This window comes from Staphylococcus sp. HMSC65H10 (assembly GCF_001839185.1).
Lineage (GTDB): Bacteria > Bacillota > Bacilli > Staphylococcales > Staphylococcaceae > Staphylococcus > Staphylococcus simulans.
The window spans coordinates 49,623-62,054 of the sequence record NZ_KV840332.1; the positions used below are offsets into that span (position 1 = coordinate 49,623).

The 12,432-nt window shown below is 34.7% G+C and carries 15 protein-coding genes; 8 read left to right on the forward strand and 7 right to left on the reverse strand.

Annotated features, from left to right (window positions below; translation table 11 throughout):
• Positions 1 to 21: 21 nt before the first annotated feature.
• Positions 22 to 342, reverse strand: coding sequence for a hypothetical protein (locus tag HMPREF3270_RS05135; protein ID WP_070848234.1), 321 nt, complete (start codon positions 340 to 342; stop codon positions 22 to 24).
• Positions 343 to 610: 268 nt separating this feature from the next.
• On the opposite strand from HMPREF3270_RS05135, the gene dinB reads away from it, so the two are divergent.
• Complete coding sequence (dinB, locus tag HMPREF3270_RS05140; RefSeq protein ID WP_002481671.1) at positions 611 to 1,681, forward strand: DNA polymerase IV; 1,071 nt, start codon at positions 611 to 613, stop codon at positions 1,679 to 1,681.
• Positions 1,682 to 1,725: 44 nt separating this feature from the next.
• On the opposite strand, the gene HMPREF3270_RS05145 is transcribed toward dinB, so the two are convergent.
• Positions 1,726 to 2,283 carry a 3'-5' exonuclease gene (locus HMPREF3270_RS05145; RefSeq protein WP_070848235.1) on the reverse strand — a complete coding sequence of 186 codons (558 nt, stop codon included), beginning with the start codon at positions 2,281 to 2,283 and terminating at the stop codon, positions 1,726 to 1,728.
• A 164-nt stretch (positions 2,284 to 2,447) separates the two neighbouring features.
• Between HMPREF3270_RS05145 and HMPREF3270_RS05150 the strand changes: the two genes are divergently transcribed.
• Positions 2,448 to 3,764, forward strand: coding sequence for a lipid II isoglutaminyl synthase subunit MurT (locus HMPREF3270_RS05150; protein WP_070848236.1), 1,317 nt, complete (start codon positions 2,448 to 2,450; stop codon positions 3,762 to 3,764).
• The gene (locus tag HMPREF3270_RS05155) at positions 3,761 to 4,480 is read left to right on the forward strand and encodes a lipid II isoglutaminyl synthase subunit GatD (protein ID WP_070848237.1); all 720 of its coding nucleotides are present in this window, start codon (positions 3,761 to 3,763) and stop codon (positions 4,478 to 4,480) included. Before HMPREF3270_RS05150 ends, HMPREF3270_RS05155 begins: the two co-directional genes overlap by 4 nt.
• An 82-nt stretch (positions 4,481 to 4,562) precedes the next feature.
• On the opposite strand, the gene HMPREF3270_RS05160 is transcribed toward HMPREF3270_RS05155, so the two are convergent.
• Positions 4,563 to 5,549, reverse strand: a complete 987-nt coding sequence (locus HMPREF3270_RS05160) for an FUSC family protein (protein ID WP_070848238.1) — start codon at positions 5,547 to 5,549, stop codon at positions 4,563 to 4,565.
• A gap of 219 nt (positions 5,550 to 5,768) precedes the next feature.
• Between HMPREF3270_RS05160 and map the strand changes: the two genes are divergently transcribed.
• From map to HMPREF3270_RS05185, 5 genes are all read left to right on the forward strand, one after another.
• Complete coding sequence (gene map, locus HMPREF3270_RS05165) at positions 5,769 to 6,533, forward strand: type I methionyl aminopeptidase (RefSeq protein ID WP_002481666.1); 765 nt, start codon at positions 5,769 to 5,771, stop codon at positions 6,531 to 6,533.
• Positions 6,534 to 6,648: 115 nt separating this feature from the next.
• Positions 6,649 to 7,044, forward strand: a complete 396-nt coding sequence (locus HMPREF3270_RS05170) for a hypothetical protein (RefSeq protein ID WP_002481665.1) — start codon at positions 6,649 to 6,651, stop codon at positions 7,042 to 7,044.
• 15 nt (positions 7,045 to 7,059) lie between these two features.
• On the forward strand, positions 7,060 to 7,761 hold the full coding sequence (gene liaF / locus HMPREF3270_RS05175) for a cell wall-active antibiotics response protein VraT (protein WP_002481664.1): 702 nt from the start codon (positions 7,060 to 7,062) through the stop codon (positions 7,759 to 7,761).
• Positions 7,758 to 8,801 (forward strand): sensor histidine kinase VraS, encoded by a 1,044-nt coding sequence (locus tag HMPREF3270_RS05180; RefSeq protein WP_002481663.1) that lies wholly within the window; start codon positions 7,758 to 7,760, stop codon positions 8,799 to 8,801. The genes liaF and HMPREF3270_RS05180 overlap by 4 nt, the downstream gene beginning before the upstream one ends.
• Positions 8,791 to 9,420 carry a response regulator transcription factor VraR gene (locus HMPREF3270_RS05185; protein WP_002481662.1) on the forward strand — a complete coding sequence of 210 codons (630 nt, stop codon included), beginning with the start codon at positions 8,791 to 8,793 and terminating at the stop codon, positions 9,418 to 9,420. Before HMPREF3270_RS05180 ends, HMPREF3270_RS05185 begins: the two co-directional genes overlap by 11 nt.
• Before the next feature lie 70 nt (positions 9,421 to 9,490).
• Here HMPREF3270_RS05185 and HMPREF3270_RS05190 read toward each other — a convergent pair whose 3' ends face one another.
• The 4 genes from HMPREF3270_RS05190 to HMPREF3270_RS05205 all read right to left on the reverse strand — a co-directional run bounded on the left by HMPREF3270_RS05190 (position 9,491) and on the right by HMPREF3270_RS05205 (position 12,246).
• Entirely contained in the window at positions 9,491 to 10,069 is a 579-nt protein-coding gene (locus HMPREF3270_RS05190; protein ID WP_002481661.1) for a beta-class carbonic anhydrase, read from the reverse strand.
• Between the two features lie 207 nt (positions 10,070 to 10,276).
• Positions 10,277 to 11,353 carry a YihY/virulence factor BrkB family protein gene (locus tag HMPREF3270_RS05195; RefSeq protein WP_057510596.1) on the reverse strand — a complete coding sequence of 359 codons (1,077 nt, stop codon included), beginning with the start codon at positions 11,351 to 11,353 and terminating at the stop codon, positions 10,277 to 10,279.
• A gap of 130 nt (positions 11,354 to 11,483) precedes the next feature.
• Positions 11,484 to 11,774 (reverse strand): hypothetical protein, encoded by a 291-nt coding sequence (locus HMPREF3270_RS05200; RefSeq protein ID WP_002481659.1) that lies wholly within the window; start codon positions 11,772 to 11,774, stop codon positions 11,484 to 11,486.
• Between the two features lie 7 nt (positions 11,775 to 11,781).
• Positions 11,782 to 12,246, reverse strand: coding sequence for a low molecular weight protein-tyrosine-phosphatase (locus HMPREF3270_RS05205; RefSeq protein WP_023015860.1), 465 nt, complete (start codon positions 12,244 to 12,246; stop codon positions 11,782 to 11,784).
• Between the last annotated feature and the right edge of the window lie 186 nt (positions 12,247 to 12,432).

Consider the following 12,432-nt stretch of genomic DNA (forward strand, 5'->3'; position numbering starts at 1 on the left):
CCCCGGCCTCTTTGTTGAATATTAGTTATCATTATTTTCTTTTGAAGTCGTTTCTCCGCCTTTGCGGCCGATTTCTTGGAAATGTTCTGAACTGTATTCTTCAGCTGTTTTTTCTCCACCTTTATGTCCAGCTTCTTCGTGACTCATTTTGTTTTCATCGTTTGATCCATTGTTAGAATTTGATTGATTACTGTCTGATTGTGATTGACTTGTGTTAGATTGAGCTTCTCCGCCTTTTTGACCGATTTCTTGGAAGTGTTCTGAGTTGTATTCTTGTGCCGTTTTTTCTCCACCTTTACGTCCAGCTTCTTCATGACTCATTTTGTTTTCATTGTTTGTCATATTGAATCCTCCTTCTAACGTGATTTGGTGACTAAAGAACAATTAAGTACTCGAGTCTAGTTAGTTATACCTTTTTATAATAAAGTTAAACAAAAAATAAATGAATTCTTTTTGTTAAGGTAATGTAAAGGTAATATAATTAATAATTACTGAAATTAATTATCGTATTTTAGTGAAATTCAAACACGTCATAGGTAATAAATAATTAAAGCTTGCCAAGATAATATATAATAGATGATAAGTACATTGTTTAATGGAGGTGAATGGTATGGAAGAGCGACGTATTGTGCATATCGATATGGATTATTTTTATGCACAAGTAGAAGTAAGAGATAATCCTAAATTGAGAGGGAAGCCTGTCATTGTCGGAGGAAAAGCAAGTGGACGTGGTGTTGTGACAACGGCCTCATATGAAGCGAGAAAGTATGGGGTGCATTCTGCGATGCCAATGGCACAAGCACATAAACTTTGTCCGAATGGTTATTATATTCAACCTCGCTTTGATGTTTACAGAGCAACCTCTAAAGAAATTATGGATATCTTTAAAAGTTATACTGAAGTCGTTGAACCGTTATCGCTAGATGAAGCTTATTTAGATATCACGCATCTGGTACGTCCGGATCTTCCAGCATCTGCCATTGCACAGTATATTAGAAATGATATTTGGGAAAAGACCGGATTAACCGCTTCAGCCGGCATTTCCTACAATAAATTCCTCGCTAAACTCGCCAGTGGTATGAATAAACCGAACGGTATGATGATTATTAATTATCAAAATGTCCACGAGATATTAATGAACTTAGATATCGGCGGTTTCCCAGGTGTCGGTAAAGCAACCAAAGCCATTATGCATGAACATGGCATCTACAACGGTAAAGACTTATATGAAAAAGATGAACGCGAATTAATACGGATATTTGGTAAACGTGGACATGGATTATACGAGAAAGCCAGAGGACGCGGCACTAATATTGTTAAAGCCCATCGTATCCGTAAATCAGTCGGCACTGAAAGAACCTTTACAACTGACGTTAATGATGATGAAGAAATATTATTGAAAGTCAGAGAGTTAAGTGAGAAGACAGCAGAACGATTGAGTCGTATTCAAAAATCAGGCAAAACTGTAACGGTAAAAATTAAAACACATCAATTTGAAACATTATCGAGACAACGTAGCTTAAGAGATCCGGTTAGAAATGAGATTGATATTTATAATATTGCTTATACACTTTACAACGAACTTAAAGATCCAGAGGTACCCATCAGGCTAATTGGAGTAACAGTGGGTAATTTAGAAAAAACAGAATATCAAAATATGTCGATATATGATTTTCTTTAGAAAAAAATAACCGGTTGAACATTTATTCAGGTAAGTTCAATCGGTTATCCTTTATCTGTTAAATTTTTACCATAGACTGCAAGCATGTCAGATAAACTGTTGTAGTGCTTCAGTAATCTGAAAGTTATCATGGCACAAGCTTTAGCATCATTTAAAGCATCATGGTGTCCATGAAAATCTAAATGATAATAATCCATCATGTATTTTAAACCGTACCGTCGGTTATTAACGGTTCTACGAGCAAGTTGTAGTGAACAGAAGTAAGTCATATTGGGTGTCTGTAAACCTAAGGCTTGAATGCTGGCATGCATTACTGTCATATCAAATGCGGCATTATGCGCAACAACTGGTAAATTATCTATAAACTGCATCATGTAAGGCAACACAAAATTGAAGTCAGGCGCTGTTTCAACATCTTGAGGTTTAATGCCATGTACATTGATGTTTTGATTAGAAAAGTAGTCCTTAGGATTCACTAATGTATAAAACGTTTCAACAATTTCATTTTCAACTACTTTAACCATACCGACGGAACAAATACTTGTACGCTTACCGTTTGCGGTTTCAAAGTCCAACGCAACAAATGCATTTTGGTGTTTCAAAAGTAATTCGACCTTTCTATATGTGATGATTTAAGTAATAAAATACTACTGGATAGGAAAGTGAGAGTCAAGTGTTTGACTTTGATAGTGTTTATAGAATATTTTTAATTAAAGTCTGAGACGTGTTATAATTATTCAGGTTGATATTTAGAGGAGTGAAGCGAATGAGACAATGGACGGCGATCAACTTAGCCAAGTTAGCGCGCAGAGCCAGCCGTGCTGTAGGGAAACGCGGTACAGATTTACCAGGGCAAGTAGCCAGAAGAATTGATAAAAATATACTACGAAATTTAGCAGAACAAGTCGATGATGTTGTATTTATTAGTGGTACAAACGGTAAAACAACCACGTCGAATTTAATAGGTCATACATTAAAGGCCAATAATATAAAAATAATTCATAATAATGAAGGTGCGAATATGGCTGCAGGGATTACATCTGCATTCATCGTACAATCTCAACCAGATACAAAAATCGCAATTATTGAAATCGATGAAGGTTCTATACCAAGAGTGTTAAAAGAAATGACACCGACAATGATGGTCTTCACGAACTTCTTCCGCGATCAAATGGATCGCTTCGGTGAAATTGATATTATGGTTAACAACATCGCAGAAGCCATCAGTCATAAAGGCATTAAACTATTATTGAATGCCGATGATCCATTTGTGAGTCGTTTAAAAATTGCGAGTGAATCTAATGTCTATTACGGCATGAAAGCACATGCACATGATTTTGAACAAAGTACGATGAATGAAAGCAAATATTGTCCGAACTGTGGTCGCTTATTAGTGTATGATTATATTCATTATAATCAAATCGGTCATTATCATTGCGAATGTGGTTTTAAACGTGAGCAACCGAAGTATGAAGTGTCTAAGTTCACAGTATCACCTTTTATTCATTTAACGATTGGTAATACAACATTCGATATGAAAATTGCTGGTGACTTTAATGCTTATAACGCCATCGCAGCGTACAGTGTTTTACGCGAATTAGGTTTAAATGATGAATCTATCCGTAAAGGCTTTGAAACATATACATCAGATAATGGACGTATGCAGTATTTCAAATCAGGTTCAAAAGAAGCCATGATTAATTTGGCGAAAAACCCGGCAGGGATGAATGCAAGTTTATCTATGGGCGAACAGCTTGAAGGCAAAAAAGTCTATGTCATCAGCTTAAATGACCATGCGGCAGATGGCAGAGATATTTCATGGATTTACGATGCTGACTTTGAAAAACTAAGCGAACAAGATATAGAAGCAATTATTGTCACAGGTAATCGTGCTGAAGAATTACAATTACGTTTAAAACTTGCTGAAGTGGATGTACCAGTTATTGTAGAACGTGATATTTATAAAGCGACAGCTAAAACAATGGATTATCCAAGTAAGACTGTCGCAATTCCGAACTATACATCACTTGCGCCGATGTTAGAGCAATTAAACCGTTCGTTTGAAATGAGGGAACAAAGATGAATGAATTAACGTTATATCATTTTATGACAGATAAATTGAATTTATATAGCGATATCGGTAATATCATCGCATTAAAACAACGCGCAAAATGGCGCAATATCAAATTGAACGTTGTTGAAGTCAATGAAACAGAAGGTGTAACTTTTGATGGATGTGATATCTTCTTTATCGGCGGCGGCAGTGACCGTGAACAAGCGCTTGCGACGAAAGAATTAAGTAAAATCAAAAGTAAATTGAAAGATGCCATAGAAGAAGGAATGCCTGGATTAACAATTTGCGGCGGTTATCAATTCTTAGGTAATAAGTACATTACACCTGATGGGACAGAGCTTGAAGGCCTAGGTATTTTAGATTTTTATACACAATCTAAAAAAGAACGTCTGACAGGTGATATTGTCATTGAAAGTGATACATTCGGAACAATTGTCGGTTTTGAAAATCACGGCGGCAGAACGTATCATAACTATGATACATTAGGAAAAGTAACGCATGGATTTGGTAATAACGATGAAGACGGTAAAGAAGGCATTCATTATAAAAACTTGTTAGGCACTTATTTACATGGCCCTATTTTACCGAAGAACCATGAAATTACAGATTACTTATTAGAGCAAGCATGTATTCGTAAAGGTATTCCATTTGAACCGCGTCAATTGGATAATACTGCGGAAGAAGGGGCTAAACAAGCCATTGTCGATCGCTTTGAAAATAAATAAGAAATACAAGATAGCACTAAAAGCTATAATTTAAATAAAAAGGTCACTTTTTGAAAATCAGTTCAAAAAGTGACCTTTTCTGTTAAGCATAACGTTCATCGAGAATACGATAAGTCATGAGAATTTCATAAATGATATGGCTTTTAACTTGTTGTTTTTCAAATTCATCTAAATGAATCACACTGCGTTTTAATATTTCAGCATCTTCATCTACACGTTCAAAACCACCTGTTTCTATAATTTCACTGATACTTTCTGCGATGTTCAAGATAGCTGTTTGTTCAGCTTTCGTGAAGTGAAACTTAGTGTTCTTAGGCAAATAGACAATGTTAGATAAATGGGTAATAAACAGGCGATCTGTATGTGCACGATTAGACAGTGCTTTAAGTTTAACCCAATCTTCTTGGTCTTTGTGGTATTCTAATTCGTCTTTTTGGTAACGAATTAATGTGTCTACTCGCAAGATGGCTGAAAGTAATTTTTCTAATTTTTGATTAGTTTTAGTAGAATTAAATTTTTCATTCACCAATTCTTTTAAACGTAGACTATAGAGATGATACATATCTGTTTCAACTTTTTGTGCGTTCTCAGCAACTTGATGGTAGTATTTCGGCGGTAAAACAATTAAGTTTACCAAACCAGCTGTAACCAAACCGATGACCGCTGTTAAAAGTCGTGAGAAGAAATTAAATAAATAATGATCTCCAATACCTGGTATCATGGCCATAGCGGTTAAAGTCGCAACTGTAATACCATCATGTAATTTTAATTTTGCGCAAATAAAGATTGTACAGGTGGCGCTCATCGCATAAGCAAGTGCTGATTTATCACTGAAAATATACGTAAAGAGTACAGCTAAGAGCGCACCGATAACAGTCGCAGGCAAACGTTTATATCCTTTTTTGAGTGATGCTTTTGCGGTTGGTTCAATGGTGACGATGGCGCTTAAAGTGGCATAAATCGGGTTAAGATTGAGCGCCATGCAAAAGAAGGCTGTCAAAAATGTGGCAAGTCCAGTTTTAATGGTTCTTGCGCCGATAATTTTGCGATACCATTTGTCTTGTGTCATAAAAAAATTTACCTCACTTGATGTCGGCAACTTTGTTGCAACATAGTTCCATTTGCAGTTATTAACGAATGAACTGCTTCTTACAGATTTAGTATAACAAACATTTTTTGCTATAATAAGAAAGAATGAGTGTTAATTATGATAATTTCGTATCATAATGAGACATATAAGCGCACGTGCGCTGCATTATCAATTATTGAATAAGGAAAGGGATCGCACATGATTGTAAAAACAGAAGAAGAATTATTAGGTTTAAAAGAAATCGGATATATTTGTGCATTAGTCAGAGATACAATGCAAGAAGCAACAAAACCGGGTGTAACAACTAAAGAATTAGATAACATTGCTAAAGATTTATTTGAACAACACGGTGCTTTGTCTGCACCTATCCATGATGAAAATTTCCCTGGTCAAACTTGTATCAGTGTAAATGAAGAAGTGGCACATGGTATTCCAGGTAAACGCAAAATCCGTGAAGGGGATTTAGTTAATATAGATGTTTCTGCATTAAAAAATGGTTATTACGCAGATACTGGTATTTCATTTGTTGTGGGTGAACCAAGTGATCCGATGAAACAAAAAGTATGTGAAGTTGCTGAAGAAGCGTTTGACAATGCAATGAAAAAAATCAAACCAGGCAGCAAACTAAGTCAAATCGGTAAAGCAGTACACGCAACTGCACGTAAAAATGATTTGAAAGTTATCCGTAACTTAACAGGTCATGGTGTAGGCAGTTCACTACATGAAGCACCTAATTACGTTCTAAACTACTATGATCCAAAAGATAAAACATTACTAAAAGAAGGTACTGTGATTGCAGTAGAACCTTTCATTTCTTCTAATGCAACATTTGTAACTGAAGGTAAAAATGAATGGGCTTTTGAAACAAGCGATAAAAGTTATGTCGCACAAATCGAACATACGGTTATTGTGACGAAAGATGGTCCATTATTAACAACGAAAATAGATAAAACAGAAGAATAATTCCTTGGTATTATGGGAATTAGGACTAAAGTATGAAAGTAAAATGGTTCCAGAGCCTATCGTGAGGCGTCTGGAATTATTTTATAATGGAATCAATCATAAATGAGGTGATTCCATGAATATCATAGCAATTTATTTAGACAAACTTTATCACACTACAGTTAAATACAGTATTACGAATTGTCAAGCGCATTTAAACAGAAAGTTACATTCAACTAAACAATATATCGCTTATTTAAACCGCAAAAGACAAAATATCGTGGCATATATTGAACAATTGACAACTGAAGTAGAAAATAAATACATCGATTTGATGGATCAATATCAAATCAGCAATGTACAACGCATGGAAAATATTAATAATGCAGAGTTGTCTGCATTAATGCATGACTTAAACGAAGCAGAATCTGATTGTGCAAGAATTGAAGCAGATTTATCAGAGCAAAATAAAACACGTATTACTCTTGAAAGAGAATGTGATATGATTGCACAAATGAGTTTAGTTGCATAGAAAAGGTGGCGAAACATGACCAATAAGTATATCTCAACTGAGATGTTGATAATATTTACAGCATTAATGATTATAGCCAATTTTTACTATATCTTTTTTGAAAAAATCGGCTTTATTCTCGTATTATTATTAGGGATTATCTTAATGTACGTAGGCTATCTTTATTTCCATAAAGTCCGAGGTCTGTTGGCCTTTTGGATTGGTGTATTAATGATTGCCTTTACACTGCTCTCTAACAAATATACGATTATTATTCTTTTTATTTTCTTAGTGCTGATTATTATTCGTTATATCGTCTTCAAATTTAAACCGATGAAGATTATTGCTTCTGATGAAGAAGTTACTTCACCGCAATTTATTAAACAAAAATGGTTCGGTAATCAAAGAACTCCTGTTTATGTTTATAAGTGGGAAGACTTGCAAATTCAACATGGCATCGGCGATATCCATATTGATTTAACGAAAGCAGCAAATATTAAAGAAAATAACACGATTGTGATGAGACACTTCATTGGTAAGATTCAAATTATTGTGCCGATGAATTACAATATCAATCTTCACGCAGCAGCGTTTTATGGTAATGCGACTGTGAATCAGAATACGGTTAAGATTGAAAATAATCATATCCAAATGACTGAAGAAACAAAAGAAGAAAACTATAACATCAATATTTATACTTCGACATTTATTGGTGATGTTGAGGTGGTTTATAGATGAACCACTATATCAGAGCCATCGGTTCGATGCTGATATTGAACTATAGTATATTAGCGATTTTCTTTTTTATAGACAAAGTATTCGTCAACATCATCTACTTTCAAGGAATGTTTTACACGCAGATTTTCGGCATTCCTGTTTTCTTGTTTTTAAATATTATAGTGATTTTGATGAGTATTATTGTTGGTTCTGTGTTAGCGTATAAAGTGAACGAACAAAATGATTGGATTAAAACACAAATTGAACATTCCATTGAAGGGGAAGTTGTCGGTATTAATGATCAAAATATCGAACTCTACCAAGAAACTTTGGATATCTATCATACACTTGTGCCATTAAACCAAGAATTACATCGACTACGTATTAAAACACAAGATTTGACCAACGAAACATATAATTTAAATGACGTTAAAGTGAAGAAAATTATAGAAGATGAACGCCAGCGTTTAGCTAGAGAATTGCATGATTCAGTTAGTCAGCAATTATTTGCGGCAAGTATGATGTTATCGGCGATTAAGGAATCACCACTTGAACCGCCGCTTGATCAGCAAATTCCGACACTAGAAAAGATGGTACAAGATTCGCAACTAGAAATGCGTGCATTGTTATTACATTTAAGACCGCTTGGCTTAAAAGATCGCTCACTTGGGGAAGGAATTAAAGATCTTGTTGTGGACTTACAAAAGAAAGTGCCTATGAAAGTAGTTTATGATATTGAAGACTTTGAGGTACCAAAAGGCATAGAAGATCATTTATTCCGTATCACCCAAGAAGGGATTTCCAATACACTGCGACATGCAGAAGGCACAAAATTAACGATAGATTTATTTAATAAAGATGATTATCTGTTATTGCGTATTCAAGATGATGGTAAAGGCTTTGATGTAGATGAAAAAATGGAGAAAAGCTATGGATTGAAGAATATGCGAGAGCGAGCATTAGAAATCGGGGCAACACTGCATATTGTTTCTTTGCCTGGGGCAGGGACAAGAATTGAAGTGAAGGCTCCATTGAATAAGGAGGAAAATGATGGCGATTAAAGTATTATTTGTCGATGACCACGAAATGGTTCGTATCGGCATCTCAAGTTATTTATCTACACAACCTGATATCGAAGTCGTCGGGGAAGGCAAATCAGGTAAAGAAGCAATTGAAAAAGCTCATGAATTGCAGCCTGATTTAATCTTGATGGATTTGTTGATGGAAGACATGGATGGCGTAGAAGCCACAATGCAGATTAAAAAAGATTTACCTCAGATTAAAGTATTGATGCTGACAAGTTATATTGAGGATAATGAAGTGTATCGTGCTTTAGACGCTGGGGTAGACAGTTATATTCTAAAAACGACGAGCGCAAGTGATATCGCAGAAGCGATTCGTAAAACATATCGTAACGAAGCGGTGTTTGAAGCGGAAGTACTTGTTAAAATGCGTAATCGCATGAATCAACGTGCTGAATTATATGAATTATTAACAGATAGAGAAATGGAAATTTTATTGTTAATCGCAAAAGGTTATTCTAACCAAGAAATCGCCAGTGCGTCACATATTACGATTAAAACAGTTAAAACACATGTGAGTAATATATTAAGCAAGCTAGAAGTTCAAGACAGAACACAAGCTGTTATTTACGCATTCCAACACGATTTAATTCAATAAAAGAAAAGGCAAGATTGAAAATGAGTGCTTTCAATCTTGCCTTTGTATTATCCATAATACAGTTTATGTACTATTTATTTTTTTCTGCCAGTTCATAGCCATCTTGGATTAATTCTAATTCGCCAGTATGCGGATCAATCACAAGACCATGAATTGGTACTTTTTTATCAAATAATGGATGATGATAAAGCATATCAATATTATGTTTAACATTATCACTTGCGTTTTCGAAGCCTTCTAAGAAGTTGTCCACGTCTACACCAGAGTGTTTGATAATATCAAACGTTTCATCAGTAACGCCACGTTCTTTCATTGCATCTTTTACAGTATTTACGTCTAAACTACCCATGCCGCAGTCTTTGTGTGCCATAATAATTATTTCTTCAGCACCTAATGCATAAATACCAACTAATAAACTTTTAATTGTAGAACCGTATGGATGCGTAATAATAGCGCCTGCATTTTTGACTACTTTTAAATCTCCGTTATTAAAACCTAAAGCTTTTGTGCCTAAGTCTTGTAAACGTGTATCCATACAAGTGAATAATACTGCTTTTTTATTTGGTTTTTTACTTGTGGAATAGTTTTCAAACTCTTTGTTTTCCACAAATTCCTTATTGTAAGATAAAATACTGTCTAATAATGTCATCTTATTTACACTTCCTGTATCCTGAATTTAGTTGTTTTGTTATATCAAGATGAATTGACTGTCATGACTAGTTCACAAAAATGTCACTAACCAAATAGTATCATACCCTAATGAATACATAAAATAACATGTTTTTAAAAAATAAAAGAAAAAGAGCAACATCAACTTTGATTTTATACAAAGTGACTTGCTCTTTAAGTAATATGATTATCTTTCAGTATGAGGATTCTGCATTTCTGCACGTTCAAATTCACGTTCTTCAAGTGAATCTCCGTGTTTCAATGTTCTGCGTTGGTTAATAATCGCATTGATCTCAGCACCGACAATGATGATGAAACCAGTGATATATAGCCATAACATTAACACGATGATACCACCGATACTGCCGTATGTTTTAGAGTAGTTTGAGAAGTTTGAAACGTAGAAACCAAACGCCGCAGTACCTAGAATCCATACAACTGATGCGAAAAGTGCACCTGGTAATACAGATTTGAATTTAATTTTGATATTCGGTGCTAGGGCATATAGAGTTGAGAATAATAAGAAAATCACGATAAATGGTAATAAGAATCGTAAAATACTAAATACCCATTTCACTTGGCTATCAAGTCCAAGCGGACCAAATAATAAATGACCGATTTGTTGACCGAAAACTGGTAAGATTAAGGCTACAATAAATACTGCACCCATAATCACAGTGAATAGCACACTGATTAATTTCAATACGATAGGGTTTCTGCCGTCTTCAACATCATATGCTACGTTGAACGCGTTCATTAAGGCTGTCATACCATTTGAGGCAGACCAAAGTGCCAAAATCAAACCTACTGATAAAATACCGCCGCTGGCATTTTTCATAATATCTTCGATAATACCTGTCAGTAGATCCGCTGTAGAAGCAGGTGCATTTTTTGCAATCATACCGACAATTTTATTTCTATCGATTTGGAATAATGGTAAAAGTGAAAGCAAAAATAGCAACATAGGGAATAGTGATAACATAAAGTAATATGAAAGCTGTGCTGCTAAGCCTGTCGCATCATCTTTACCAATTCGATAAATTAAAAATGAAAAGAAATTGGAATCTTTCGTATATTTAGCCGGTTTGTTATTTCTAGCTACAAAGAATGTCTGATTTGATTTTTTTGGTGACTTAGATTTGAATTCTTGCGGTGCCACATAATTATTATGATCTTCGTGTGTAATACCCTCAGACTTTTCTTTTACTTTTTGAAAAATCCCTTCTTTTTTATTATTTTTGTCTTTTTCATTTGAATGAGACATAACATGTACTCCTTTATTACTATATTCAGTTGGTCAATGAGTTGAAAAAAGGGGGATAGAACTTAGATGAGTAAAACTCACTTAAGTTTATCCCTATAGTCAACGCATTGTAATGCTCTTAAACCTATAATTAGTTTAAGTGTTTATCGTTTTGTTTACGCTCTTGTAACGTGTTTTTCGCATTTTTCAATGCACGTTCTAATTCTGGGTTATTGCGACGAATTTCTTCGATAGCATCTTTCCAGTAAAGAACTTCTTCTTTGATTACGCTGATTTTTGAAGGTCCTCTGTCAGAACGTTTACCTTCTTTTAAGTTCTGAATACTGCTTTTTAATGCATTTCGCGTATTTTTGTCAGCTAATGTAATTGCTCCGCCGACTAAAGCGCCTAATAAAATGCCTGGTACTAATTTGTTATTCATAATTTATCTACCCCTCTTTAGAATTTGTGTCTTTAAGAATGTAATCAATTAAATTATCACATGATGATTGTACCATATCGAATACACCCTCAAAATTATTTGTATAGTAAGGATCAGGTACATCTTGTTCTTCCATATCGCTGAATTCCAACAATTTGAATAATTGGCCCTTCAACTCAGGATTGATACGCTTAATGTTATCCACATTACTTTGATCCATCGCAATAATGTAATCAAAGTCATCCGTAGATTCAAATAGTTCACTGATCATACCGTCAAAAGGTATGTTGTGAGTATTTAAAATGCGTTGTGTTCCTTCGTGAGGTGCTTGGCCTAAATTCCAACTGCCTGTACCGCGTGAGACAACTTCAATGCCTTCTATACCGCGGTCTTTCAGACGTTGTTTCATAATTGCTTCAGCCATTGGAGAACGACAAATATTGCCTAAACAGACAAATGCTACTGTAGTCATATTTTACCTCCAAATTATTTTTCAGCCGGATAAATAAAGCGTATGATGAACATAGATACAAGGTATACCTAACGTTCCATAGATAATATTTACCCGAACTCTGATGAAATAACCCATATAATATTATCTTATCGGTTTTTAACCAACATCTAAAGAGTAAATTATCAAAAGTTTTCAGGAATTGTT

Excerpts from the sequence above, each read along its gene's own strand:
- HMPREF3270_RS05135 (WP_070848234.1), bottom strand. The coding sequence starts at position 342 with ATGACAAACAATGAAAACAAAATGAGTCATGAAGAAGCTGGACGTAAA.
- dinB (WP_002481671.1), top strand. The coding sequence starts at position 611 with ATGGAAGAGCGACGTATTGTGCATATCGATATGGATTATTTTTATGCA.
- HMPREF3270_RS05150 (WP_070848236.1), top strand. The coding sequence starts at position 2,448 with ATGAGACAATGGACGGCGATCAACTTAGCCAAGTTAGCGCGCAGAGCC.
- HMPREF3270_RS05155 (WP_070848237.1), top strand. The coding sequence starts at position 3,761 with ATGAATGAATTAACGTTATATCATTTTATGACAGATAAATTGAATTTA.
- HMPREF3270_RS05160 (WP_070848238.1), bottom strand. The coding sequence starts at position 5,549 with ATGACACAAGACAAATGGTATCGCAAAATTATCGGCGCAAGAACCATT.
- map (WP_002481666.1), top strand. The coding sequence starts at position 5,769 with ATGATTGTAAAAACAGAAGAAGAATTATTAGGTTTAAAAGAAATCGGA.
- HMPREF3270_RS05170 (WP_002481665.1), top strand. The coding sequence starts at position 6,649 with ATGAATATCATAGCAATTTATTTAGACAAACTTTATCACACTACAGTT.
- liaF (WP_002481664.1), top strand. The coding sequence starts at position 7,060 with ATGACCAATAAGTATATCTCAACTGAGATGTTGATAATATTTACAGCA.
- HMPREF3270_RS05180 (WP_002481663.1), top strand. The coding sequence starts at position 7,758 with ATGAACCACTATATCAGAGCCATCGGTTCGATGCTGATATTGAACTAT.
- HMPREF3270_RS05185 (WP_002481662.1), top strand. The coding sequence starts at position 8,791 with ATGGCGATTAAAGTATTATTTGTCGATGACCACGAAATGGTTCGTATC.
- HMPREF3270_RS05190 (WP_002481661.1), bottom strand. The coding sequence starts at position 10,069 with ATGACATTATTAGACAGTATTTTATCTTACAATAAGGAATTTGTGGAA.
- HMPREF3270_RS05195 (WP_057510596.1), bottom strand. The coding sequence starts at position 11,353 with ATGTCTCATTCAAATGAAAAAGACAAAAATAATAAAAAAGAAGGGATT.
- HMPREF3270_RS05200 (WP_002481659.1), bottom strand. The coding sequence starts at position 11,774 with ATGAATAACAAATTAGTACCAGGCATTTTATTAGGCGCTTTAGTCGGC.
- HMPREF3270_RS05205 (WP_023015860.1), bottom strand. The coding sequence starts at position 12,246 with ATGACTACAGTAGCATTTGTCTGTTTAGGCAATATTTGTCGTTCTCCA.